20 protein-coding genes are annotated in these 24,162 nt (G+C 63.0%); 13 read left to right on the top strand and 7 right to left on the bottom strand.

Going from position 1 to position 24,162, the window contains the following annotated elements; all coding sequences use genetic code 11:
• Positions 1-571, top strand: a 571-nt coding sequence (locus tag BGN91_RS15750; RefSeq protein WP_292614743.1) for a PLP-dependent transferase, incomplete at its 5' end; no start/stop codon positions are given.
• Positions 572-637: 66 nt separating this feature from the next.
• Complete coding sequence (locus tag BGN91_RS15745; RefSeq protein ID WP_292614741.1) at positions 638-1,210, top strand: hypothetical protein; 573 nt, start codon at positions 638-640, stop codon at positions 1,208-1,210.
• A gap of 61 nt (positions 1,211-1,271) precedes the next feature.
• Here BGN91_RS15745 and BGN91_RS15740 read toward each other — a convergent pair whose 3' ends face one another.
• Both BGN91_RS15740 and BGN91_RS15735 read right to left on the bottom strand, forming a co-directional pair.
• Positions 1,272-2,525, bottom strand: coding sequence for a nitrate/nitrite transporter (locus BGN91_RS15740; RefSeq protein ID WP_292614738.1), 1,254 nt, complete (start codon positions 2,523-2,525; stop codon positions 1,272-1,274).
• Positions 2,526-2,847: 322 nt separating this feature from the next.
• Complete coding sequence (locus BGN91_RS15735) at positions 2,848-3,930, bottom strand: COX15/CtaA family protein (protein WP_292614736.1); 1,083 nt, start codon at positions 3,928-3,930, stop codon at positions 2,848-2,850.
• Positions 3,931-4,027: 97 nt separating this feature from the next.
• Here BGN91_RS15735 and BGN91_RS15730 point away from each other — a divergent pair, with 97 nt between their 5' ends.
• Both BGN91_RS15730 and BGN91_RS15725 read left to right on the top strand, forming a co-directional pair.
• On the top strand, positions 4,028-4,234 hold the full coding sequence (locus BGN91_RS15730) for a DUF2842 domain-containing protein (RefSeq protein WP_292614734.1): 207 nt from the start codon (positions 4,028-4,030) through the stop codon (positions 4,232-4,234).
• Between the two features lie 142 nt (positions 4,235-4,376).
• On the top strand, positions 4,377-5,573 hold the full coding sequence (locus BGN91_RS15725) for a GNAT family N-acetyltransferase (protein ID WP_292614732.1): 1,197 nt from the start codon (positions 4,377-4,379) through the stop codon (positions 5,571-5,573).
• 27 nt (positions 5,574-5,600) lie between these two features.
• On the opposite strand, the gene BGN91_RS15720 is transcribed toward BGN91_RS15725, so the two are convergent.
• On the bottom strand, positions 5,601-7,751 hold the full coding sequence (locus BGN91_RS15720; RefSeq protein ID WP_292614730.1) for an exopolysaccharide transport family protein: 2,151 nt from the start codon (positions 7,749-7,751) through the stop codon (positions 5,601-5,603).
• A gap of 237 nt (positions 7,752-7,988) precedes the next feature.
• Between BGN91_RS15720 and BGN91_RS15715 the strand changes: the two genes are divergently transcribed.
• The 4 genes from BGN91_RS15715 (at position 7,989) to BGN91_RS15700 (ending at position 12,783) form a co-directional block, all read left to right on the top strand.
• Positions 7,989-8,690 carry a polysaccharide biosynthesis/export family protein gene (locus BGN91_RS15715; protein WP_292614727.1) on the top strand — a complete coding sequence of 234 codons (702 nt, stop codon included), beginning with the start codon at positions 7,989-7,991 and terminating at the stop codon, positions 8,688-8,690.
• Between the two features lie 3 nt (positions 8,691-8,693).
• Complete coding sequence (locus tag BGN91_RS15710; RefSeq protein WP_292614726.1) at positions 8,694-9,827, top strand: glycosyltransferase; 1,134 nt, start codon at positions 8,694-8,696, stop codon at positions 9,825-9,827.
• A 112-nt stretch (positions 9,828-9,939) separates the two neighbouring features.
• Positions 9,940-11,472 (top strand): undecaprenyl-phosphate glucose phosphotransferase, encoded by a 1,533-nt coding sequence (locus BGN91_RS15705; protein ID WP_292614724.1) that lies wholly within the window; start codon positions 9,940-9,942, stop codon positions 11,470-11,472.
• Between the two features lie 33 nt (positions 11,473-11,505).
• Positions 11,506-12,783 carry an O-antigen ligase family protein gene (locus tag BGN91_RS15700; protein ID WP_292614722.1) on the top strand — a complete coding sequence of 426 codons (1,278 nt, stop codon included), beginning with the start codon at positions 11,506-11,508 and terminating at the stop codon, positions 12,781-12,783.
• On the opposite strand, the gene BGN91_RS15695 is transcribed toward BGN91_RS15700, so the two are convergent.
• The gene (locus tag BGN91_RS15695; protein ID WP_292614721.1) at positions 12,767-13,942 is read right to left on the bottom strand and encodes a saccharopine dehydrogenase NADP-binding domain-containing protein; all 1,176 of its coding nucleotides are present in this window, start codon (positions 13,940-13,942) and stop codon (positions 12,767-12,769) included. The genes BGN91_RS15700 and BGN91_RS15695 overlap by 17 nt on opposite strands.
• Positions 13,943-14,252: 310 nt before the next feature.
• Here BGN91_RS15695 and BGN91_RS15690 point away from each other — a divergent pair, with 310 nt between their 5' ends.
• The 5 genes from BGN91_RS15690 to BGN91_RS15670 all read left to right on the top strand — a co-directional run bounded on the left by BGN91_RS15690 (position 14,253) and on the right by BGN91_RS15670 (position 21,631).
• The gene (locus BGN91_RS15690; RefSeq protein ID WP_292614720.1) at positions 14,253-15,821 is read left to right on the top strand and encodes a TolC family outer membrane protein; all 1,569 of its coding nucleotides are present in this window, start codon (positions 14,253-14,255) and stop codon (positions 15,819-15,821) included.
• A gap of 273 nt (positions 15,822-16,094) precedes the next feature.
• Positions 16,095-18,296 carry a type I secretion system permease/ATPase gene (locus tag BGN91_RS15685; RefSeq protein WP_292614747.1) on the top strand — a complete coding sequence of 734 codons (2,202 nt, stop codon included), beginning with the start codon at positions 16,095-16,097 and terminating at the stop codon, positions 18,294-18,296.
• Positions 18,283-19,617, top strand: coding sequence for an HlyD family type I secretion periplasmic adaptor subunit (locus tag BGN91_RS15680; RefSeq protein ID WP_292614719.1), 1,335 nt, complete (start codon positions 18,283-18,285; stop codon positions 19,615-19,617). Before BGN91_RS15685 ends, BGN91_RS15680 begins: the two co-directional genes overlap by 14 nt.
• 244 nt (positions 19,618-19,861) lie before the next feature.
• The gene (locus BGN91_RS15675) at positions 19,862-20,947 is read left to right on the top strand and encodes a transglutaminase-like cysteine peptidase (protein WP_292614718.1); all 1,086 of its coding nucleotides are present in this window, start codon (positions 19,862-19,864) and stop codon (positions 20,945-20,947) included.
• Between the two features lie 315 nt (positions 20,948-21,262).
• On the top strand, positions 21,263-21,631 hold the full coding sequence (locus tag BGN91_RS15670) for a hypothetical protein (RefSeq protein ID WP_292614745.1): 369 nt from the start codon (positions 21,263-21,265) through the stop codon (positions 21,629-21,631).
• Between the two features lie 106 nt (positions 21,632-21,737).
• On the opposite strand, the gene lpdA is transcribed toward BGN91_RS15670, so the two are convergent.
• From lpdA to BGN91_RS15655, 3 genes are all read right to left on the bottom strand, one after another.
• Positions 21,738-23,159: a dihydrolipoyl dehydrogenase gene (gene lpdA / locus BGN91_RS15665; protein WP_292614716.1), complete on the bottom strand. Its 1,422-nt coding sequence runs from the start codon at positions 23,157-23,159 to the stop codon at positions 21,738-21,740.
• A gap of 5 nt (positions 23,160-23,164) precedes the next feature.
• Positions 23,165-23,818 (bottom strand): endonuclease NucS domain-containing protein, encoded by a 654-nt coding sequence (locus BGN91_RS15660; RefSeq protein WP_292614714.1) that lies wholly within the window; start codon positions 23,816-23,818, stop codon positions 23,165-23,167.
• Between the two features lie 31 nt (positions 23,819-23,849).
• Positions 23,850-24,162, bottom strand: a 313-nt coding sequence (locus BGN91_RS15655) for a 2-oxo acid dehydrogenase subunit E2 (protein ID WP_292614712.1), incomplete at its 5' end; no start/stop codon positions are given.

Below are 24,162 nucleotides of genomic sequence, written 5' to 3'. Positions count from 1 at the left end.
TCCGATGCTGAGCGAGCCGCGACCGGAATATCACGGCATCCGGATGCAGGAGACGTTCGGCAACTTCGCATTCGCGATCGCCTGCCGCGTGCTGGGCCTGCGCGACCTCGGCCCGGCGCTGTCGCCGTTCAACGCCTTCATGATCCTGACCGGCATCGAAACGCTGCCGCTGCGGATGCAGAGGCATTGCGAGAACGCTCAGGCGATCGCCGAATGGCTGGCCGCGCATCCCGCGGTCGCCGCCGTCAACTACGCCGGATTGCCGAGCGACAAGTACAACGCGCTCGCGCGCAAATATTCGCCGAAGGGCGCGGGCGCGGTGTTCACGTTCAGCCTGAAGGGCGGATACGACGCCGGCGTCAATCTGGTGTCGAAGCTCCGGTTGTTTTCGCACCTCGCCAACATCGGTGATACCCGCTCGCTCGTGATCCACCCCGCATCGACCACGCACAGCCAGCTCGACGACGCGGCCAAGACCCGGGCCGGCGCCGGACCCGACATCGTCCGCCTGTCGATCGGCATCGAGGACAAGGAAGACCTGATGGCCGATCTCGATCAGGCGATGACGTAGTAGAGAAGAGGCAACTGACGCGTTCGCGGTCAACTGCGGCAGGGATTGCTTTGGGAGCGATTGTTAGTGGCGCGGGTGCTCAAATTTATAAAAGACAACAAGATCGCCGTATTTGGATTCGGATTTGTCCTGGCGGTGAGTGTGCTGATCCGCTTCGCGATGGTCGGGAGTGAAGGCCGGGTGGTTGTAGCGTCCGCATTAAATCAGTCCAAAATTGCGATGACGCAGGTGAGTTGCCTATCGATCGATCCGCACAAGATAAGATTTAATGGAGCCGAGTACGATACTTCTAAAGTGATGAAATTGATCGATGAAGTATTCTCAATTCAGCCGACGCTACTCGAATCCGAACAAGTGGCCTGTCCCTGGGTATTTGCCGCAACAATTGTAAAGAACGCGAACTTTGGAGTTAAGCACAATGGCAGGCCTGCAAAATATTTAGTCTCGGTTGATGTTTGTGCATCGCGGCCGGGCAAACAAGTGTTGGACCCGAACTGGTGCCTTTCGAAGAATGTTTATGTCTTTGGTTCGCCCCTCCCTGTGCCAACGCTGTTCAAGCTTGGCTTGATCGGGCTCGGTCGGCTCCAAAGCAAGCAGAGCAACGAGTGGGACGTCTTTGACGAGAGAGTAACGCCGTGACCGATGTGAACGGAATGCGTTTACGACATTCGGGGCAGGCCCGAAATCCGGCCGATGGATACTAATGCGCCGGCCCCGCCTCTGACGACCGCGCTTCACCCATGACCGGCGCCCGCCGCACCTCGGTCAGATAGTTGAGGGTCAGCGACACCCAGATGATGCCGTAAAGCAGCATGAAGCAGCTTGAGTTCACGCCGAACATATCCAGGATCGCTCCGAATATGATCGGCAGCAGAAAGCCGCCCACGCCGCCCGCCATGCCGACGATGCCGGATACCGCTCCCATGCTGTCGGGGAAATCGTCGCCGATATATTTGAATGTCGACGCCATGCCGCAGGCAAAGGCGATGCCGAGCGCGAACAGCAGCATCGTGAAGAACCACGACGGCAAAGCGATGCGGAAGCTCAAGGGATCGCGGATCGTGTGCACGATCAGGTCGGTCTTGGGATAGGACAGCAGGAACAGGCAGACCCAGGCGACCCACAGCACCCACCACGTTACGTTGTGGGCGCCGAAGCGGTCCGACAGCCAGCCGCCGAAAGCGCGGAAGGCGCCGCCGGGCAGCGAGAAGCAGGCGGCCAGCAGCGAGGCCTGCGCGATGGTGAAGCCGTATTCGGTCTTGAAATATTGCGGCATCCAGATCGACAGCGCCGTGAAGCCGCCGAACACGATCGAATAGTACTGGCAGTATTTCCAGACCCGCGGATTGCGCAGCACGGACAGTTGCCGCCACATCGAGGGCACCTGACCGCCGACGCCGGGATCGGGCTTGGACAACACCCAGAACAAAAATGCCGTGACCAGCAGCGCCACCGCATAGACCTTGGGCACCATCTGCCAGCCATAGGCCGCGATCAGCCACGGCGCGACGAACATGTTGAGCGCCGCGCCGACCGTTCCCGCGCCGAAGAAGCCCATCGCGAAACCGCGGCTCTCCTTGGGAAAGAAGCGCGCGACGTAAGGCGTGCCGACCGAAAACGAAGCGCCGACGAGGCCAAGCGCCAGTCCGAGCAGCAGAAACTGCCAGAGCGCGGTCGCATAGGCGGCAAGCCAGAGCGGGACCGCGCAGGCGACCAGCAGAAACAGCATGATGATCCGTCCGCCAAAGCGGTCGGTCCAGATGCCCAGCGGCAGGCGGAAGATCGCGCCGGTGAGGACTGGCGTCGCCGTAAGGAGACCGAACTCGGTCGAATCGAGTCCGAGCTGTTCGCGGATCGGAATGCCGACCACGCCGAACATCATCCAGACCGCGAAACAGACGGTGAAGGCCCAGGTGGTGATGAACAGGACGGACAGGTTGCCGGATCTCGCCATTCCTCGCCCCGATCACGGCCTGCCGTCAGCCGAATGGTTGGCATTCCGGCTTATCGAAACCGCCTTATGCTTTCGCCATCATGATGCAGGTTCGCAAATCTGTACAGCGCCGGAATGCCCTGCTTTCGGACGGTCAGGTTATGGCAAGGTGAATCGGGCCGCGACGATTCGATCAAATCGCGTCACGCCCGGCATGCCTTCAGGTCATACCGGATCATGCCGCGCGTGCTTGTTCTCGTCGGGGAGAGGACGATCTCTTGCGACAGCGAATACAAAGAGTGGGCTCGCCGGCCGGCCGACCCCTAAGCCTAAGACCCCCAGCCTAACCTGCCGCCACGCGGAGCCGTTGCCGCTCCAGCGCGGTGTTGCCGGCCATCAGCCGTTCCGCCTGAACGACCGCGAGCGTCAGGACGAGGATCGCAACTCCCTGATGCACCAGCGCAAGCGGGATCGGAACCTCGTGCAGAAGGGTCAGAATTCCGAGCGTCGCCTGCAACGTCATCGCCGCCGCCAGCCAGAGCGCCCCGCGAACGACCGCGCCGCCGGCGCGCGACACCACCGCGTCAATGAGATGCAGGATGGCGATCGCAAACAGCGTATAGGCCATCATGCGATGCTCGAACTGCACCGTGAGCGTATTGTCGAACAGATTGCGCCACCATGGCTGTTCGAAAAACAGCCGCGCGGAGGACGGAATGAACGATCCGTCGATGTCGGGCCAGGTGTTGAAGACCTTGCCGGCGCGCAGTCCGGCGACCAGCGCCCCGAAATAAAGCTGCACGAACACCAGCACGACCAGAACGCCGCTGGTCATCCGCAATCGCAGCGACGGCTGCAACGACGGTCGATCCGACAACCGCCGCACGGTCCAGACGATCGCCGCGAAAATCAGCAGAGCCAGCACCAGATGGGTCGCGAGACGATATTGCGATACCTCCACGCGATTGGTGAGGCCGGAGGCGACCATCCACCAGCCGACCGCGCCCTGAAGCCCGCCGAGGCCGAAAATGATCCACAGCCGACGTTTCAGATCGGACGGCAACATGCCGCGCCACATGAACCAGAGGAACGGCAGCAGGAAAGCCACGCCGATGAAGCGTCCCAGCAAGCGGTGGCTCCATTCCCACCAGAAGATGGTCTTGAACTGGTCGAGCGTCATGCCCGCGTTCATTTCGCTGTACTGCGGGATTTTCTTGTAGCCCTCGAAGGCCTGGGACCACTCATTTTGCGTGAGCGGGGGCAGCGTGCCCGTCACCGGCTTCCATTCGACGATCGAAAGACCGGACTCGGTCAGCCGGGTCGCCCCGCCGACCAGCACCATGGCGGCGATCAGAAGCGCCACTGTTATCAGCCACCACCGCACGGCGCGCAGCTGGAACCCCTTTTGTGCCATCGGACGGGTCATCAAAATCCGTGTGTTGAATGCATTTTTCGGGCCCTTTATAGTCCACCGCAGCCTCGGCGCAAGCCTCGTCCCAGCCCGCGAGTTGCATTTTTAAGGTATGCGGATCCGCACCCGGAAATTCCTCGGCACCATCGCCCTGCTCGTGCTGGTCGTCGTCTGGTCCCTGCTCGGCATGACGGTTGCGCAGACGCCGTGGCTCGCGGCGTCGGGGCTCTATCAGGCGATCTTCTACCCGGTTGCCGGGCTCGGCTGGGTCTTGCCGGCGATGCCCATCGTCAGTTGGATGGCGAAACCCGACGCGTAAGCCTCTCTCGTCGCCAAATTCATCGGGCATGGGCGCGACCGCCCTCCCCCCTTTACCTATTGCCATTACCCTTTGTTGACATTTCCCATGCGAAGGTCCGGCAAAGCAAAAAAGTAAACAACGGCGATAACAGGCTTTAGCGATGACCATGACGGCTGTGATCGGAGCCCCAACGGCGGCGGATGCGCGCGCGTGGTCGAGCGCGGGACATATCATGCATGTCGAGGTCTTTCACGATTTGCATGAGGCCGAACCGGTCTGGCGCAGTCTGGAGAAGTCGCAGTTCTCGACGCCCTATCAGCGGTTCGATTTCCTGTCGGCCTGGCAGGGGCACGTCGGAACCGGGAATGAGCTTCAACCCTGCGTGATCGTCGCCAGCGATGCCGAGCGGCGGCCGCTGCTGCTGTTGCCGCTGGTGGCCAACGCGGAGAACGGCGTCCGCGTCGCACGCTTCATGGGCGGCAAGCACACGACCTTCAACATGGCGCTCTGGCAACGGGATTTCGCCGCCTCCGCCACGCAGGCCGATCTCGATGCGCTGCTTCGCGGCATCCGCGACGTTCCCGCCAGGATCGACGTGCTGGCGCTTACGCGGCAGCCGCAACGCTGGCGCGACCTGCAAAATCCGATGGCGCTGCTCCCGAACCAGCCCTCCGCCAACGGCTGCCCGCTGATGACGATGGCGCCGGGCGCGGCGCCGTCCGATCGCATCAGCAACTCGTTTCGCCGCCGGCTGAGAAGCAAGGAGCGCAAGCTCCAGGCGCTGCCCGGCTTCCGCTATCGCGTGGCGACGACCGACGCCGAGATCACGCGGATGTGCGATGCGTTCTTCACGATCAAGCCGCTGCGGATGGCCGCGCAGAAGCTGCCGAACGTGTTCGCCGATCCCGGCGTCGAGGACTTCCTGCGCAGGGCCTGCCTGACGCCGCTGCCGGACGGCGGCCACGTCATCGAAATCCACGCCCTCGAATGCGACGCCGAAGTGATCGCGATCTTCGCCGGCGTCGCCGACGGACAGCGCTTCTCGATGATGTTCAACACCTACACGATGTCGGAAAGCGCCCACTACAGTCCGGGCCTGATCCTGATGCGCGATATCGTCGATCACTACGCCGAGCGCGGCTACACCTCGCTCGATCTCGGGATCGGATCGGACGACTACAAGCGTCTGTTCTGCAAGGATGACGAACCGATCTTCGACAGCTATCTGCCGCTCACCACGCGCGGCCGGATGGCCGCCCTCGGCATGTCCTCGATGGCTCGCGCCAAGCGCCTCGTGAAGCAGACGCCGGCATTGAAGCGGATGGCGCAGACGCTGCGCGGCGCGCTGCAGCGCTGACGAGACGTCACCGCCCGGCGGAGGGATTCAGGCCGCCTCGCGCGGACCGTTCTGGATCTCCGGCGGCAGCGACAACGGATCGAGCATCGTCACCGACGCGAAACCTATGGCCGTGAGCTGACCGCTGAACCGCGAACGCGCCTCCGTGCTCATCGACGGGTCGGGAACGACGATCGCGCGCGCCTGATCGGTCAGAAGCCGCGCCGGCAGATCAGTGGCGGTGCCGGCGACGAGCAGGACGTGATCGTAAACCCGCAGCAGAGCATCGAGCGCGATCGTGAGGCGCGGCGATTGCAGCAGCGCGCGATCGGCGCCCGACCGCCCGGCGACCACCAGATGGACCGGCGATTGTCCGTCGCGGCTGATGACCTCGCCGAAGGAGGCCTCGCCCAGCATCAGCTCGGCCAGTCCCGGCGCCGCCGGATCGACCGAGGCCGCGGTCAGGATCGGCGATGCGGGCGACAGATCGACCAGGACCACCCTGGCACCATCCGCCAGAAGCCGCGCGAGCGCCAGCGCGCTCAGCATGATGCGCTCGTTTTCACCGGTGCCCATGATGGTGATCTTGCGCGCCGCCTCGCCCGCAGCCCGCAGGTCGTCCGCGATGCGATCGATTGCGATCAGATCCACGGCCGGCGCGACGCGGAGTTCGTGCAGCTCCGGCGTGGCTGCGGCGGCCTGTTGCGGAACGGGCTCGAACGCAGCCGGCGTCCGCGGCGCGGTGATGCGCAGCAGTTCGCCGGTTGCGACGGTGCCGGCCGTCAGCATCAGCGTCGCCAGCGTCGCGATCAGGACGATGGGCAGCTTCTTGGGATAGGCCGGCGTGTTCGAGACGATGGCGCGCGAGATGATGCGGCCATCGGACGGTGCGGCGTCGATGTTTTCGCGCGTGGTGGCTTCACGATATTTTGCGAGATAGGATTCCAGCAGGTCGCGCTCCGCCCTCGCCTCGCGCTCCAGCGCCCGCAGCTTCACGTCGTCTCCGTTGGAGGACGTTGCCAGCTTCTTCATTTGATCGAGACTGTTGCTGAGGCTCTCGACCCGTCCGCTGGCGATGCGGGCGTCATTTTCGAGCGACCGCGAGATCTTGCCGGCTTCGTCGCGCAACTGGCGATCGAGATCCGCAAGCTGGGCCTTCAGTTCCTTGATCCGCGGATGTTGACCGAGCAGGGTCGAGGATTGCTCCGCCAGTTGCGCGCGCAGCGTCACGCGCTGTTCGGACAGGCGGCGGATCAATTCCGAATTGAGAACCTCGGAAGCCTCGATCGGCTTGCCGCCCTGAAGCATGTCGCGGATCAGCCGCGCTTTCGATTCCGCATCGGACTTGAGCGCGCGCGCGTTGTTCAACTGAGTGTTGATCTCACCCAGTTGCTGGTTCGACAGCGAGGTGTTGTTGGTGCCGATGAAGAGGCTCGACTTCGACCTGAAATCCTCGACCCGCGATTCGGCATCCGCGACCTTCTTGCGCAGGTTGTCGATTTCTCCGGACAGCCACTGACCGGCGGCCCTCGCCTGTCCCTGGCGCGCGTTCAGTTGCAGGGCAAGATAGCCGTCGGCAATCGAATTCGCGACGCGAGCCGCAAGCTCCGGATCGCGCGACTGGAATTCAATGACGATCACGCGGGATTTGTCGACGGCGTAGGCGGTCAGCCGGCTGTAGTACGCATCCAGCACGCGCTCCTGCGGCGTCATCCGCAGCGGATCGCGGCCGATTCCGAACAGCGCCAGCAACGACCTGATCGGCGACACGCCATGCAACACCGGGTCGAATTCCGGATTCTCCGCGAGCTTGTTCTTCTCGATCACCTCGCGGGCAAGATCGCGCGACAGCACCAGTTGCACCTGGCTGGCGACGGCCTCCGGATCGAGCGCGCCGCGCTCGTCGTTGCGCTCGGCGTTCGGACGCAGAAAAACGTTCTCGCGGCCGTCGATCAGGATGCGGGCTTCGGACTTGTATCTGGGCGTAATCAGATTGACGACGACGAGCGAGAGCACGAAGGCGAGCAGCGTCGGGATGATGATCGCGCGCTTCTTTCGCAGCAGCGCCTGCCAGATGACGCGCACGTCGAGATCGCCCGGCTGCGGCGGGGCAGAACCCTGCGACGCAGGCTTTGGCGCGGACGCCGCGTTCGAAACCAGCGTCTTGTCCTTGCCGACACGCCTTAACGCAAACCGCATCACCTACTCCCGCTGGACCCTCGAGCGTCCGAAACCATCACGCTGCCGGCGCGTCCCGGACGCGAATATTCAGTCGAGTCATGCGAGCGGGCGCAACGATTACAGTCCGATTATGGTTGCCATCGGGTTAATTCGGCGCGGCCGGTGCAGACGCGGCCGAAGCGACTCCGCGGGCCGATTACGTTTTATTAACCACAAAAGCCCTTAACTGGATTTGATATTTCATGGAAATGCCTGATGCGAAGCGTGCGCGCCGTAATCCTGTGCCTGTTGACCGTGCTGGCGCTGTCGGGGTGCATGCGGCACCCCGCGCCCGGCGCGATGGTGCGCCCGCTCAACGACCTCGATGCGCTGGCCTATGGCGGACCGCAGGCAGGCCCGCCGCCGCCGGTCGCGCGCCGCGACAAGCGGGTCCGAGCGGCCCGCATCCCTGCCGTGCCGGTGGTCTACGCGGCGAGCCCGCCGCCCGTCATGCACGATCCCGCCTACCGCCTCGATGCCGGCGACCGCCTGCGCATCGTGGTCTACGGCCAGGAGGGCCTCACCAACACCTATCTGGTCGATGCAGGCGGCAGCATCACCATGCCGCTGATCGGCGCGGTCACCGCGCGTGGCCGCACCACGGCCGAACTGTCCGCCGCCATCGCCGCGCGGCTGCGCAACGGCTACATCCGCGAGCCCTATGTCGCCGCCGAGGTCGAAGCCTACCGGCCGTTCTTCATTCTCGGCGAGGTCGCGGCTCCCGGCCAGTATCCGTTCGTGCCCAACATGACGGTCGAAAGCGCCGTCGCCATCGCCGGCGGCTTCTCGCCCCGCGCCAGGCGCGACCGCGTCACCGTCACCCATACCGATGCCCGCGGCACCGTCCGCCTGGTCGTGCCGACCGCAACCCTGCTCAGTCCCGGTGACACCGTCCTGGTCGACGAACGCTGGTTCTGAGGCATGACGCCCTCGCCCGATCAGCCGCTTCGCATCCTGCATGCCGTCCGCGCCCCGGTCGGCGGCATCATCCGCCACATCCTCGACGTCGCCAACGGACAGGCCAGCCGCGGCCATGTCGTCGGCATCGTCGCCGACAGCCTCACCGGCGGCGAGCGCGCGGATGCCGCGTTCGCAGAGATTGCGCCGCGGATGAAGCTTGGCGTTCACCGCATCGCGATCCGGCGCGAACCGCACGTCACCGATCTCTTTGCCTGGATGCAGTTCGCCGCGCTGATACGAAACTTGAAGCCGGATATCCTGCACGGGCATGGCGCCAAGGCCGGCGCTTTCGTGCGGCTCAAGGGACGGTCGCGGAGCACCCTCCGGGTCTATACGCCGCACGGCGGGTCCCTGCACTATCCGCTGACGACGATGAAAGGCGCGTTCTACAGCCGTCTCGAACGCATGCTGATGAACCGCACCGACCTGTTCCTGTTCGAAAGCGCATTCGCGCGCGACACCTATCAGCGGATCGTCGGCACGCCGGCCGGTCTGGTGAAATGCGTATTCAACGGCGTCACCGCCGATGAATTCGATCCAGTCACGTTGGCCGACGATGCGACCGACGTCGCCTATGTCGGCGAGTTCAGGCATATCAAGGGCGCGGACCTGCTGATCGACGCGGTGGCGCGATTGCGGGCCGGCGGCAGGCCCGTCACGCTTACCCTCGGCGGCGACGGCGAGGAGACCGCGGCGTTGAAAGCCCAGATCGAGCGGCTCGATCTCGGCGATGCGGTCCGCTTCATCGGACACGTCAAGGCACGATACGGGTTCTCGAAGGGCCGGTTGCTGGTCGTGCCGTCGCGCGGCGACTCGATGCCTTATGTGGTGATCGAAGCTGCCGCCGCGGGCGTTCCCATGGTCGCTGCGAATGTCGGCGGCATCCCCGAGATTTTCGATTCCCATGCCGACGCGCTGTTCGCGCCCGATCATGTCGGCGCCATGGCGGAGGCCATCGCGGCCGCGCTGGATGACCCCGCCGCCGCGGCGGCGCGCGCCAAATCGCTGCGCGAGCGCATCTTCCAGCATTTCTCGCAGAAGGCGATGGTCGAAGGCGTCATGGCGGGCTATCGCGAGGCGTTTGCGAAACGTTAACCGTTTCCGAAATGCCTCGGTTTCCGCGAAACCAAATCTTCCCGATTTCGTCCTTAAGTCGTTCAGCCCGGCGTCACATTCTGTCGTGCGGCGCAGACGCGGACTTGAGGATATGGATTCTATCAGCGCTCGCTCAAGCAGCGATCCAGCGGCGAGCAGCGGCTCTCCGATACGGATGGAGCGCCGGCGGCGGCTGTCGCCGGCGGCGCTTGCGGTTACCAATCAGAAGGTGCAGCCGGCCTATTCGCCCATCGTCATCGCCGGCGTCGTGCGTGCCGCCGACTTCGTGCTGTTGAGCCTGATCGGCGCCGCGCTCTATCTCGGATACGTCGCCCGCATCGACGGTTTCAACTGGAGCTATATCGCGGCGATCCTTGCCATGGCCGCCGCCGCGGTCGTCTGTTTCCAGGCCGCCGATATATACGAAGTGCAGGTTTTTCGTGGCCAGTTGCGACAGATGACGCGGATGGTCTCGTCATGGTCCTTCGTTTTCCTGCTGTTCATCGGCATCTCTTTCTTCCTCAAGCTTGGCGACGCCGTCTCGCGGCTCTGGCTCGCTTCGTTCTTCTCCATCGGCCTGGCCGGCTTGATCGCGGGGCGACTCATCCTGCGCGCGATCATCCGCCGCTGGGCGCGTGACGGCCGGCTCGACCGCCGCACCGTGATCATCGGTTCAGACGAGAGCGGAGAAAATCTCATCAAGGCGTTGAGAGCGCAGCCGGACTCGGACATCGAAATTCTCGGCGTATTCGATGACCGCAACGACTCGCGTGCACTCGATACCTGCGCCGGAAGCCCGAAGCTCGGCAAGGTCGACGACGTGCTCGAATTCGCGCGGCGGACCCGGCTCGATCTCGTGTTGTTCGCGCTGCCGATCTCGGCCGAAACCCGCATTCTGCAGATGCTCAAGAAGCTGTGGGTGCTGCCGGTGGATATCCGCCTGTCCGCGCACACCAACGAACTGCGTTTCCGGCCCCGCGCCTATTCCTATCTCGGCGAAGTCCCGATGCTCGATGTCTTCGAGGCTCCGATCACCGACTGGGATCTGGTGCTGAAATGGCTGTTCGACAGGGTCGTCGGGGCCTTGATCCTGCTGCTGGTTTCGCCGGTGATGGCGGTGGTCGCGCTCGCGGTCAAGCTCGACAGTCCTGGCCCGGTGCTGTTTCGCCAGAAACGCTTCGGCTTCAACAACGAGCGCATCGACGTCTTCAAATTCCGCTCGCTGTTTCACGATCAGGCCGATCCGCTGGCCGCGAAGGTGGTCACCAAAAACGACAGCCGCGTCACCCGCGTCGGACGCTTCATCCGCAAGACAAGCCTCGACGAGCTGCCGCAGCTTTTCAACGTCGTCTTCAAGGGCAACCTGTCCCTCGTCGGACCACGTCCCCATGCCGTGCAAGGCAAACTGCAGACGCGGCTGTTCGATGAGGCAGTTGACGGTTACTTCGCGCGTCACCGCGTCAAGCCCGGCATTACCGGCTGGGCGCAGATCAACGGATGGCGCGGCGAGATCGACAACGAGGAAAAGATCCAGAAGCGCGTCGAGTTCGATCTCTATTACATCGAGAACTGGTCGGTTCTGTTCGATCTCTACATTCTGCTCAAGACGCCGCTGGCGCTGCTGAAATCAGAGAACGCTTATTGACCCATCCTCGTGCGTTGATTTTGCGAGAGTGCAATGGCCTATCCTGCAGCGGTTGACGGTTCGCTTCGGCCATTGACGCAGGCGCCGGGCGTCGCCGCGCTCCAGCGCGCGCTGCTGTGGCTGGTCGGCGCAGGCGGCGCGATCGTCTACATCGAACCCAGCCCGTATGAATTCGCGACGCTGGCCGCGATGATCGTGTTCGTCGCCACGGGCCTGCGGATGCGGCTGGCGTTCGTTCCGCTGATGCTTCTGCTGTTTCTGATCAACCTCGGCTATACGGTCTGCGCCGCGTACCTCATGGACAAGACGCCGATCGTGAACTGGATCATGACCTCGTGGTACATGGCCGTGACGGTCATCTTCTTCGCGCTGGTGTTTTCGGACGATACGGCGGCACGGCTCGAACTGCTGCGGCGCGGCCTGATTTTCGGCGCGATCGTCGCGTCGCTGGCCGGCATCGCGGGCTATTTCCATCTGGTGCCGGGCGAACACGACCTGCTGACGCTCTATGGGCGCGCGCGCGGCACCTTCAAGGATCCGAACGTGTTCTCCGCGTTCCTGATCCTGCCGGCGCTGTTCGTCCTGCAAAGCATCGTCACGGACCGCTTCGGAAAGGCCGTGCGCAGCGCCATCGCGCTCGGAATCATCGGCCTGGCGCTGCTGCTGGCCTTTTCGCGCGCAGCCTGGGGACAGTTCGTGCTGACGTCGGCCTTCATGCTGGTGCTGATGTTCCTGACCAGCCCGTCAACCAGACAGCGCTCGCGCCTGGTCACGACAGCCGTCATCGCGGCCGCCGCGATCGCGCTGCTGCTGGCGATCCTGCTGTCGTTCGATTCAATCGACAGCCTGTTCAAGGAGCGCGCGAGCTTCGACCAGAGTTACGACGAAGGCCGCTTCGGCCGTTTCGGCCGGCACATTCTCGGCTTCCAGATGGCGCTGGACCTGCCGCTCGGCATCGGCCCGCTGCAGTTCACGCGGTTCTTTCCCGAAGACACCCACAACTCCTATCTGAACGCATTCATGTCGGGGGGATGGATTTCGGGCATCTGCTATCCCGTGCTGATCTTCACCACCGTCGCCCTGGGCTTTCGCTACATTTTCGTCCGGGTTCCGTGGCAACGAGCCTATCTCGCGATTTTCACGGCGTTTCTGGGTACCGTCGGCGAGAGCTTCGTCATCGACACCGACCACTGGCGGCATTACTGGCTGATGCTCGGAATAATGTGGGGCATGTTCGCCGCAGCCCACCGGTACATGGCCGACGCGCGGCAGGTCCCCCGAGCCGAGCAAAGGGTCACGGCTCGATCGTGAACGTCATGCCGGCGTGATCGACGAGACGCTTCAGCAGCGCATCCTTCATCGCGGCGCCCGGCGTCCAGAAGCCGCCGGCCACGTGCGGCGTGTCGCGTCGAAGGCAGATCGCGCATTCCGCGATCATTTTGGAGGTCGATCCGTAACCCGGATCGCGGTCGCCCGTGACCACGGCCTTCATCTGCCGCCCGTCGGGCGCGATGCCCAAGAACAGAAGATCGTAATGTCCGCTCTCGCGCTCTTGCTTCGACGGTCCTTCGCCCGGCTTCGGACCGCCCTGCGCGCCGAGCTTGTTGTTGGCGGCGATGATGGCTTTCGCAGTCGCTTCGCCGGTTTCCTTCGGCCCCGCGACCATCATCTCGTCGTAGACGAAGTCCCGGCCGTAGGGAAAGCCGAGCAGGAAGTTGGAGCGGTGGACGTTGCGGGTGTTGATGTTCGCCATCACGAACGGCGCCACCCACATTCCGATGTCCTCGTCGAACAGCGGCTTGTTACCCGGCGGCTGCTTCGGTCCCTCGAATCCCGGCGTCAGCACGAAGGGGTCGCGCAATTTGGGTAACAGGCTCGGATCGTTGGCGGCCGCGGCGAAGATCGCCTTCATGCTCGCGGCCGTGCCTCCGGAAAACGTTCCCTTCATCTTGCGCACCCGGCCCTTGACCCGCGCAAGGCTCGAGCCAAGCTGTTTTTTGGCGGCTTGCTGAAGAAAGAACACGCCGAGTTCGAACGGCAACGAGTCGTAGCCGCAGGAGAACACGATGCGCGCCCCGGTCTTGCGCGCTTCCGCCTCGTGGGCGTCGATCATCTGCCGCATCCAGATCGGCTCGCCGCAGAGATCGAGATAATCGGTCCCGCCGGCCGCGCAGGCGGCGACCAGACCCGAACCGTAGAGCTGATAAGGCCCGACCGTGCTCAGCACCGAGGCCGTGCGGCCGACCATGGCCTCAAGCGAGGCGGGATCGCCGGCGTCGGCTGCGATCAGCGGCAGGTCGTGCGGCGCGCCGATGGCGTCGCGCACCGACGCCAGCTTGTCGAGATTGCGTCCCGCGATCGCCCACTTCAAATCACCGCCCCGATATTCGGCGGCCAGATATTCCGCGACCAGCCGGCCGGTGAACCCGCTTGCACCGTAGACAACAATATCGAATTCCGCCGACGCCATGACCGATTCCCCAAAAGCGCCCTGCATAGCCTGCGGGCGCGCATCTGCCTATCCGAACCGCATCCAGCGCAGATCGCCCAACCCTCGCCACCGATTTCGACCCGCTCCAGCCTCCACTCCCACAGGGCGTCATCGACTATCGAGATACCTTTGCAGCGCCTTATTAATGATGTTTTTAAGCCACACGTGCCTAGAAAGTGCCTCAAATGAGGCTTCGGCGCCTTAATTGCTGTGCAAATTCCGAACGGGCGGGAACTCCTTCTGTTACTAAACAACGCTCAACGCCACGTCAGATTTTGAGTATTTACGAATGCGATTTCAGATTATTGCGCCAATCGTGATCGGCTTGGTGGCTCTGCCGGTCTCTGCCCATTCCCAAAGCGGTTTTTCGATCAACGATGCGTTGAAACAGGCGGTGGCGACGAACCCCGGCGTGGGCGAAGCTGCCGCCAACCGGCGCGCAACCGAGTCGGAGCTTCGGCAACAACAGAGCACCCTGCTGCCGCAGGTGCGCGTCGAGGGGCGCTGGGGTCCGGAGCGATTCAATCAGAACGTCGTACCGGCTCCGCTGGGTAACGGGAACTGGATGAACGGACGCGCCGCCTCGGTCGTTGTCCGGCAATTACTTTTCGATGGTTTCACCTCGATCAACGAGATCTGGCGTCAGACGGCGCGCGTGAACGCCGCCGCCGCGCGCGTGCACGAGCGAACCGAGTTGCTGGCTCTCGACGCGGCCGAGGCCTATGTCGACGTGACGCGCTATTTGCGCCTCATAACGATAGCCGAGGATAACCTCAGGGTTCACCGAAATCTTTTCGCGAACGTTCAAGCCCGCTTTGACGGCGGACGCGCGGGCGAAGGAGACCTCGAACAGACCCGCGAGCGCGTCGAGGCCGCCGAAGCGACCCTTGCCGGCTTCCGTCAGAGTCTGGATGAAGCTCGCGCGAAATATCGGCGGGCCGTCGGCCTGGAGCCGGTCAATCTGCGAACGCCCGGACGACTCGGCGGGATGCCGAGATCGAAAGACGACTCCCTCGCCCGCGCGTTGCAGTTCAACCCGACCATCAAGGCCGCCGACTCCGACGCGCGCGCGGCAAAGTATGCGTTCGACAGCACCGCGGGCGCATTCGTACCGAACGTCTATCTCGAGGGGCGTGCGTCGCAGGGCATCGATTCGGACAGCTATGTCGGACGCCGTGACGACGTCAGCGGCAAGGTGGTCGTGAGCTGGGATATCTTCCGTGGCGGTCAGGACACCTGGCGGCGCAAGGAAATGGCGGAACGCTACATCGAAGGCACGATGCGGCATGCCCGCCTGCAGCGCGACGCCGTGGAATCGATCGACAAGGCATGGGCCGCACGAACGCTGACCGCCGATCGCATCTCGGCCTTGAGCCGGCAGATCGCCTCGGATCGCAAGGTCATCGTCGCCTACCAGAAGGAGTATGAACTGGGGCAGCGTTCGCTGGTCGATCTCCTGAACGCCCAGAACCAGCTTTTCAACGGGCTCGTGTCGCTGATCTCCACTCAAGGCGTCGCAGTATTCGCCGACTATCAGCTCCTCGCCGCGATGGGAGAACTGATCGAGTATATCAAGGCGCCGCCACCGGCCGATGCAGCGCCGCTGCCGATCAAGCCGTTCGGCCTGTTCCCGACCAAACTTCCGCCCGTCCTGCTGCACGCGCCGGAGTCAGGACCGGCCCCTCTCAAGGCCGAGATCGGGCAGCCGGTCATCCCTCTGAATTTCGCGCCAACGAATGACGGCGGAAAGCGGGGCGCGCGGGATCAAGCGCCCGGCTTCACCGATCGCTGGAACGGGGTCGATCCGACAGCGGAACTGGTCGAGGCCGCGGCCAACTGGCGTGCGCTGCCTCATTGACCATCGCGAGCCGGGGCGCATCGGCAGACCGACGATAAAGTTTAAGTGGACGGCAAGGCGGTTTACGGTCTTTCGCACTTACGCGCGCTGGCGCAGCGATGCTGCGTCCGTGTATGGATGTTAGTATTATTTCGTTCGCCGGTACAAATTAGTATTGATTTGATGTTTTCCGATTTCCGGACCTGATCGCGCTTATGATGGGCCGGCATCGAGCCAGGCCCAGGAAAGCGATCCGTGAACCCCAGCGCGTCAGTCAGCCGCCAGCCGTCCGAGGTGGACGAATCCGAGAGTGTGGACAGTCAGCGGGATTACCTGGCCGACGCCCTGCTCTATCTCGCCGCCCATCATGGTCGTGCGATCAGCCATCAGGCCTTGATTGCCGGGCTCCCTGTTGTCGACGGAAAGTTGACCGCGACGCTCGTCGAACGCGCGGGTTTGCGCGCGGGTCTCGAGATCGAGCCGGTCCAGCGTCCCATTGCCGAGATACCGGCGCTGGTGCTTCCGGCGCTCCTGATCATGAAGAACAGGCCGCCCTTCATCCTGGTCGGCATCGATCGTCCGGACGGAACCGCAACCGTCGTCGAAACCAAACAGCCGGAGGTGCGCGCGGTCTGCGACATCTCCGAACTGGCAGCGAACTATTCCGGCTACACCTTCCTGGTCAAGCCGGCCGGCGCGGCGGACGCCCGAGCCATCGCCGCCGGCGATGTTCCGCGAACGCATTGGTTCTGGAGCGTGGTTCGCAAGTTCGGTTCGAACTACTGGCATGTCGCTCTGGCGGCGTTTCTCGTCAACATGCTCGCCCTTGCCGCACCGCTGTTCACGATGAACGTCTATGACCGCGTCATTCCGAATGGCGCGGTTCCCTCGCTGATAGCGCTCGCGGTCGGGCTCGGCCTGGCGATCATTTTCGATTTCATCATTCGAATTGTCCGCGCCCGGATCATCGACATCACCGGCAAGAAAATCGATGTCGTTCTGGCATCCGATATCTTCGAGCACGTTCTCGCGCTCAAGATGGCGAACCGGCCGACCTCCGTCGGCATTCTCGCCAATCAGATGCGTGATTTCGAATCCGTCAGGGATTTCTTCACATCCGGAACGATCGTTGCCGCAACCGATCTCGTATTCGCTATCATCTTCATCGGCGTCCTTTTTCTGATCGCCGGGCCGCTTGCCTGGATTCCCCTGGCGATGCTGCCGATCGTCCTGACCGCAGGCATCATCCTGCAGCGCCCGCTCGACCGGGCGATCAACCGGCTCCAGGCTGAATCGGCCGCCCGGCACGGCGTCCTGATCGAATCCCTGTCGGGGATCGAGACCGTTCGCGCGACCGGCGCGGAATCGCGAATGCAGACCGCGTGGGAACGCTCGGTTGCGGCGACCGCGAGATCCGGAGAGGAAGTCCATCTCTGGTCGTCCATTGCGCTGACGGTTTCAAGCTCCGCCCAACAGATCACCAGCATGCTCCTGATCGTCGTTGGCGTTTTTCTGGTCCTCGACGGCCAGATCTCGATGGGCGCGCTGATCGGCGCGAACATGCTGTCGGGCCGCGTGCTGGCGCCGATATCCAGCCTCGCCTCCCTGATCACGCGCGCCACGCAGACCGTCATCTCGCTCAAGGCGATCGACAAGCTCATGCAGCTCGAGCGCGAGCGGCCGTCCGGACGCACATTCGTCGAGCGAAAGATCCAGCAGGGCGCTGTCGTTTTCGACAATGTCAGCTTCTCCTATCCAAACAGCAACGAGAGCGCCCTGGAGAAGGTCTCTTTCAAGATCGCGCCCGGCGAGCGGGTCGCGATCATCGGCCGCGTGGGATCGGGCAAGACCACCGTCGGCCGCCTGCTCGCCGGCTTCTACGAGCCGCGGGAAGGAAGCGTTTCGATCGACGGCATCGACTCGCGGCAATACGATCCGGCGGACCTGCGCACCGGGATCGGTTTCGTCATGCAGGATACCGACCTGTTTTTCGGCAAGCTCCGCGACAACATCACGCTCGGCAAACCATCGGCGACGGACGAGGAAGTCGTGAGCGCCGCGAGGCTCGCCGGTGTCGAGCAGTTCATTGCCGGACATCCGCTCGGCTACGACATGCCGATCTCGGAGGGTGGACGCAGCCTGTCCGGCGGGCAGAAGCAGGCGATCGGCCTGGCGCGCGCCATGATCCGCAATCCCAAGATCATCTTCATGGACGAGCCGACGGCGCACTTCGACGTGCGCAGCGAAGCGGAATTCCTCGAGCGGCTGAAAACGCTCGCGAAAACCGACATGACGATCATCGTCTCGACGCACCGCCCGTCCCTGCTCTCGCTGGTCAACCGCATCCTGGTGTTCGACCGCGGCAAGCTGGTCGCGGACGGTCCGCGCGAGGCGATCCTTGCGACCCTTCAAGCAACCGCGCAGGCGAACGCCAAGCGCAAGACCGTACCGGCCAAGTTCGAACCTCCGGCGATGAAGTCCAATGCGGCAGTCTGATTTTGCATTCGCCAATGATGTGCGCGCAGCGGTCGAACTCCGCACGCCGCGAACATCGAGCATGATCCTGCTCTCGACGCTGGCCCTGATCGTGGTCGCGTTGATATGGGCCAATTTTGCGATACTGGATGAAGTGAAGCGCGGCAACGGCCGCGTGATCCCCACTCAACAGATGCAGGTGTTGCAGTCGCTCGAAGGCGGCATCGTCGGCGCCATTCTGGTGAAGGAAGGCGATATCGTCTCCAAGGGCCAGACCGTGATGCGGATCGAGGACATCAAATTCGCTTCCGAGCTCGGCGAGATTCGCGAACGGCGATATGCCACCGCCGCGCGCGTGGCTCGGCTGGAAGCGGAGTCGGCCGGCAAGAGCACGCTGGAATTTCCGCCGGAGCTCGAGAAGGCGGCGCCTGCCGCGGTGGCCGCGGAGCAAAGCCTGTTCCAGGCCCGCGCCCGCAAGCTCGCGCAGGACATCGATGTGATCGTCCAGCAGTCAACGCAGCGCCGCAGCGAGCTCGAAGAGTATAAAGCGACATCGGTCAAACTCACCAACACCCTGAAGCTTTTGCAACGCGAGCTCGACCTCACGCAGAAGCTTTATAACCAGAAAGTCGTTCCCGAGATCGAACTGCTGCGCATCCAGCGGCAGGCCACCGACATGCAGGGGCAACTGGACGTCGCAAAGGCGTCAATGGCCAAGGCGGAGGCCGGCATCCAGGAAGCTGAATCGCGATTGCAGAACGCGAAAGCCACGTTGCGGGCGCAGGCTGACGAAGACCTTGCAAAATCCCGCGGCGATCTCGCGGTGCTCGAGGAAAACATCAAGTCGGCGAAGGACCGCGTCTTCCGCGCCGAGATGAAATCTCCGGTGCACGGCATCGTCAACAAGATCAACGTGACGACCATCGGGGCGGTGATTCAGCCCGGCGGCAATCTGATGGACATCGTTCCGCTGGACGACAATCTGCTGGTCGAGGGTCAGATTCGGCCGCAGGACATCGCCTTCATCAGAGCCGGCCAGGATGCGATCGTGAAGATCTCGGCCTACGACTCGTCGGTCTACGGTTCGCTGAACGGAAAAGTGGAACGCGTCAGCGCCGATGCGATCACCGACGACAAGCCCAGCCGCAACGGCGAGAAGGAAACCTTCTATCGGGTCATCGTCCGCACCGACAAAAACCATCTCGGCACCAGCAAGACTCCGCTGCCGATCATTCCGGGAATGGTTGCGACGGTCGAGGTGATGACGGGACACAAATCGGTTCTCGATTATCTGGTCCGGCCCGCCCGGCTGCTTCGCGACGAAGCGCTGCGCGAGCGTTGAGAGATCGCGAGGCTGCTTTTCAACGCCGCGGCTTGTCTCTTTCACTTTGATTCAAATCTTACGCAATTCTTCGATTAAATCTTACGTGCTTCGGCATCCTCTTGTTGGCCTCGTTGCCGGATATATAAGGCAGACGACACCGCTTTAACGCCGTTCTAGCTGCGCGCAACTACTGATCGTCCCAAACACGGGACGAGGATCGGCTTCACAGCCGACCGACGATCCCGGGAAACTGGGGCGTCGTATGTTGTTCGGATTCAAGAGCCGCATTGTCGTTGCGGGCGCATTTTTCAGCCTCACGATACTGGCCGGCACGACGCATGAAAGCTATGCGGCCAGGAAAGACAGGCTCAAGACCCACATCTTCGATGACCTGATTACGCCATCGATGCTGGAGCCGCCCAAGCCTGCGCCGACGTCGCGAACCAACGGCGCACGCTTCTTCTCGATCAACGGCGTTCTGGCCCGACTCGACGGCAAGGCTCCGCCCGACCAGTCCGTTCGCGTCGCTTCGACCGCCAGCGAGACCGTCACCTCGGATGCTCCGACTCCTGTCGCTGGCGCGGGGTCGGCGACCACGGTGTCATCCGAACCGTTCGGCCTGTTGACGTTCAAGGCTCCGGAAGGCGTGCTGTGGCGCAAATGGCGCGTCTTGAAAGCCGAGTTCGATACCGAGATGCGCGTCGTCGCAGCCTGCCGGAACGATCCGACGGCCTGCACACCGGCTGCCAGCCGCTTCGTTGCGTTGATCGCCGAAGCGAAAGCGCATGACGGCCGGGGCCGTCTGGAAGCGGTGAACCGCCTCGTCAACCGCGCGATCCTCTACACCAGCGACCTGGCGCAACACGGCGTGCCCGACGTCTGGTCGGCTCCTCTCGCGTCGCTTCGCAGCGGCCGCGGCGACTGCGAGGACTATGCGATCGCCAAATATGCGCTGCTCCGGGAGACCGGCACCGCCGAACAGGACCTTCGCATTTTGCTCGTGCGCGACCGTTCGGCCCGCGAGGATCATGCCGTGCTCGCGGTGAGGGATCGCAATAGCTGGGTCATCCTCGACAATCGCCGTCCGGCGCTCGCGACCGACAGCGAGGCCGGCTACCTGACGCCGATGTACGCGCTCAACGAGAACGGCATCAGCCTGTTTGCCTCGCCCTATTTGACCCAGCATGATCGCAGCGCGAATACCATGCTGCCAGCGGATGGCGCTGCTCCACCGAGAACCGGCAATTCGTCCACGCCGCTCGCGGCATTCCGGATGAGCGATTTCGATCGACCGGAAACGCCGACCGTCTCGGGCGACGCCGGCGCCGGGCTGCCGTTTCTGCTCTGAACATCATGGCCGGGCGACACGCGCGGCGCCCGATGCGATTGCGACCGCACGGCGAACGCTTACATGCCGGAGCCTTGCGGCTTCTGAGGGATCACAAGCGGACTTCGGCTTTTGCTGGACGCGGTTTCTACACGCGAAGCCGGTAGCCACTTCGCTCGAAAGCACTATAGTCTGTTGGTTTGTTGGCAGCGGCGGTCCGCCACGATAAACCCGGCTTGCATGGTGCGTCCCGTGATACCGAAATCCCGCGCCGCCCCAGGCGGCTTGATGTCGCTGGCGACATTCGGCGCGAATTTCACGCTCGCCGCCGCGCTGATGTCTTCGGCATGGGCCCAGGGCGCAACCGTCGAACGGTCGGCCAAAGGCGCCGCGGCGACCAATATCCAGGTCGGACTTTACCTCAACGTCAAACCCGATTGCACGAGCGGCACCCTGCCCGCCATACGCCTGCTCGCTCCGCCCGCCAATGGAACGCTGACAATCAAGCGCGGCAAGGTGACGGCCACCAACTACAAACAGTGCCTCGCGCTCGAGGTGCCCGGCTTCGTCGCCTTCTACAAATCGAAACCCGATTTCGCCGGCGTCGACAGCGCCACCATCGAGGTCAAGTATCCGGCGGGCCGCGCCGAAATCCAGCGCATCAGCATCACCGTCGGCAGCGGCAAAGGCGGGCAGAAGATCTGAAAGCCTTTCCGCTTCTGATGGAAATCAAGCGAGGCTCTGTGATTTTGTTTTGACGCGTTTTCTTCACGCGAACCGGCATCCCCTTCGCTCGAAACGCTATAGCCTCTTACATATTGAGCACGCGTCCGTAGGCGTCGAGCACCGCTTCCTTCATCATTTCCGACAGCGTCGGATGCGGGAAGATGGTGTGCATCAGTTCTTCCTCGGTGGTTTCGAGGTTCATCGCCACCACATAGCCCTGGATCAACTCGGTGACTTCCGCGCCGATCATGTGCGCGCCCAGAAGCTGGCCCGTCGTCTTGTCGAAGATCACCTTGACGAGCCCCTGATCCTCGCCAAGCGCAATCGCCTTGCCGTTGCCGGCGAACGGGAAGCGGCCGACGCGGATGTCCCTGCCCGCCTCCTTCGCCTTGGCTTCGGTCAGGCCTACGGATGCGATCTGCGGGTGACAATAGGTGCAGCCCGGGATCAGCAGCTTGTCCATCGGGTGCGGCTTCAGCCCCTTGATCGCCTCGATGCAGATGACCCCCTCGTGCTCGGCCTTGTGCGCCAGCATCGGCGGTCCCGCGACATCCCCGATCGCGTAGATGCCCGGCACGCTGGTCCTGCCGTAACCGTCGATCACGATGCAGCCGCGCTCGGTCTTCACGCCGAGCTTCTCGAGGCCAAGGTTCTCGATATTGCCGACCACGCCGACCGCCGAAATCACCCGTTCGAACTCGGCGGTGACCGGCTTGCCCTTGCCATCGTCGATGGTGGCGACGACGCTGTCGGCCTTCTTGTCCAGCTTCGTGACCTTGGTGGAGGTCATGATCTTGATGCCCTGCTTCTCGAACTGCTTGCGGGCAAGGCCGGCGATCTCGGCATCTTCGACCGGCAGGATCTGCGGCAGCACCTCGACGACGGTGACCTCCGCGCCCATGGTGCGGAAGAACGAGGCGAACTCGATGCCGATCGCGCCGGAGCCGACGACCAGCAGCGACTTCGGAATCTTCGGCGCGACCATTGCCTCGAAGTAGGTCCACACCAGCTTCTTGTCACCCTCCAGCCCCGGCAGCGCGCGCGGCCGCGCACCGGTCGCGACGATAATGTGCTTGGCCTGATAGCTGCCTGCTCCCAGCACGCCTTTCGGCGCATCGGCGCCGGCCGCCTTCACCATGATCTTTCCGGGCGCGTCGATCGACGCCTCGCCCCAGATCACCGTGACCTTGTTCTTCTTCATCAGGAAGCCGACGCCCTCGTTGAGGCGTTTCGAAACCCCGCGCGATCGCTGCACCACGGCTTTCGGATCGAAGCTCACCTTCTCCGCCGACAGGCCGTAATCCTTGGCGTGCTGCATGTAGTGATAGATTTCCGCCGAGCGCAGCAGCGCCTTGGTCGGAATGCAGCCCCAGTTCAGGCAGATGCCGCCGAGATGCTGTTTTTCGACGATCGCCGTCTTGAAGCCGAGTTGCGCCGCGCGGATCGCGGTGACGTAGCCGCCCGGACCGGAGCCGATGATGATGACGTCGAAGGAGGTGTCAGGCATGAGCACTACTTTAGTTCATTGAACTGCAGTGAAAATTCATATTTCAACAATTGGAGTCCATTTGCACGCTTAGCAGCAGCTCTCAATCGATCTGAGAAGTCGGAGGCGATCAACATTACCCTGACGTCTTCGTTGCGCTCTTCCGATAATGCCTGCGCATAGCCGAGAGCTTGCTCCAAAGCTCCGGTTGGACACATGCCCGCCTTCAATTCTATTACGACCAGCTTGCCCAATTTGTCTCGGGCCACGATATCAATGTAGCCAGTTGAAACAGCGAGCTCCCTTCCCTCGTCGTCTTCAACCAAACCAGCTTCAAGATTACTTAGTTGCTTCCGGACCGCAGCCTGCATCTCCTTTTCAAGCCGAAACGCTAAGCCGCTGGCCTGCTGAGCGTCCGTTGCCATCTCCTCCTGAACCTCTTGAGTATCAGGAGATTGCGCATCGATGTGGAACTGAATGTATTTGTTCAGAACAGATCGAGCATGGCTCGGGAACACATCGAATGGCGGTGTGCTCGTCGTCCGACTCCACTCCAGCACCTTATCTGTTCCGTCTCTAGCAAGCGCCTCATCCAGGCCGCCGATAGCCTGATCGATACGCCCCAAAAAGGAATTATAGGTATTATAGGTCGAGGCAGCCAAACCTGCTGTGTTCAGCATGTAGTCTCTGAATTCTTGAACTTTATACAAACTACACCATCATCATCACGGGGTTCTCGATCAGCGTCCTGAACGCGCCGATCAGCTCCGCGCCGAGCGCGCCGTCGACCGCGCGATGATCGCAACTCAACGTCACGCTCATGATGTGCGCGGCCTCGATCTTCCCGCCCCGCACGACCGCGCGCTCCTCGCTCGCGCCGACCGCAAGGATCGTGGCATGCGGCGGATTGATCACCGCAGTGAAATCCTTGATGCCGTACATGCCGAGGTTCGACACGGCCGTGGTGCCGCCCTGATATTCCTCAGGCTTGAGTTTGCGCGCCCGCGCTCGGGCGGCGAAGTCC

Origin of the sequence: Nitrobacter sp. 62-13 (genome assembly GCF_001896955.1) — a bacterium.
In the GTDB taxonomy this organism is placed as follows: domain Bacteria; phylum Pseudomonadota; class Alphaproteobacteria; order Rhizobiales; family Xanthobacteraceae; genus Nitrobacter.
The sequence above is the reverse complement of the archived record's forward strand: the minus strand, read 5'-3'. Positions and strand labels throughout refer to the sequence as shown.

What these genes read in the sequence shown, in the direction of transcription:
- BGN91_RS15710 (WP_292614726.1), top strand. Translation starts at nt 8,694, where the DNA reads ATGACGCCCTCGCCCGATCAGCCGCTTCGCATCCTGCATGCCGTCCGC.
- BGN91_RS15675 (WP_292614718.1), top strand. Translation starts at nt 19,862, where the DNA reads ATGTTGTTCGGATTCAAGAGCCGCATTGTCGTTGCGGGCGCATTTTTC.
- BGN91_RS15700 (WP_292614722.1), top strand. Translation starts at nt 11,506, where the DNA reads ATGGCCTATCCTGCAGCGGTTGACGGTTCGCTTCGGCCATTGACGCAG.
- BGN91_RS15670 (WP_292614745.1), top strand. Translation starts at nt 21,263, where the DNA reads ATGTCTTCGGCATGGGCCCAGGGCGCAACCGTCGAACGGTCGGCCAAA.
- BGN91_RS15660 (WP_292614714.1), bottom strand. Translation starts at nt 23,818, where the DNA reads ATGCTGAACACAGCAGGTTTGGCTGCCTCGACCTATAATACCTATAAT.
- BGN91_RS15705 (WP_292614724.1), top strand. Translation starts at nt 9,940, where the DNA reads ATGGATTCTATCAGCGCTCGCTCAAGCAGCGATCCAGCGGCGAGCAGC.
- BGN91_RS15680 (WP_292614719.1), top strand. Translation starts at nt 18,283, where the DNA reads ATGCGGCAGTCTGATTTTGCATTCGCCAATGATGTGCGCGCAGCGGTC.
- BGN91_RS15715 (WP_292614727.1), top strand. Translation starts at nt 7,989, where the DNA reads ATGCGAAGCGTGCGCGCCGTAATCCTGTGCCTGTTGACCGTGCTGGCG.
- BGN91_RS15735 (WP_292614736.1), bottom strand. Translation starts at nt 3,930, where the DNA reads ATGACCCGTCCGATGGCACAAAAGGGGTTCCAGCTGCGCGCCGTGCGG.
- BGN91_RS15725 (WP_292614732.1), top strand. Translation starts at nt 4,377, where the DNA reads ATGACCATGACGGCTGTGATCGGAGCCCCAACGGCGGCGGATGCGCGC.
- BGN91_RS15690 (WP_292614720.1), top strand. Translation starts at nt 14,253, where the DNA reads ATGCGATTTCAGATTATTGCGCCAATCGTGATCGGCTTGGTGGCTCTG.
- BGN91_RS15730 (WP_292614734.1), top strand. Translation starts at nt 4,028, where the DNA reads ATGCGGATCCGCACCCGGAAATTCCTCGGCACCATCGCCCTGCTCGTG.
- lpdA (WP_292614716.1), bottom strand. Translation starts at nt 23,159, where the DNA reads ATGCCTGACACCTCCTTCGACGTCATCATCATCGGCTCCGGTCCGGGC.
- BGN91_RS15740 (WP_292614738.1), bottom strand. Translation starts at nt 2,525, where the DNA reads ATGGCGAGATCCGGCAACCTGTCCGTCCTGTTCATCACCACCTGGGCC.
- BGN91_RS15720 (WP_292614730.1), bottom strand. Translation starts at nt 7,751, where the DNA reads ATGCGGTTTGCGTTAAGGCGTGTCGGCAAGGACAAGACGCTGGTTTCG.
- BGN91_RS15695 (WP_292614721.1), bottom strand. Translation starts at nt 13,942, where the DNA reads ATGGCGTCGGCGGAATTCGATATTGTTGTCTACGGTGCAAGCGGGTTC.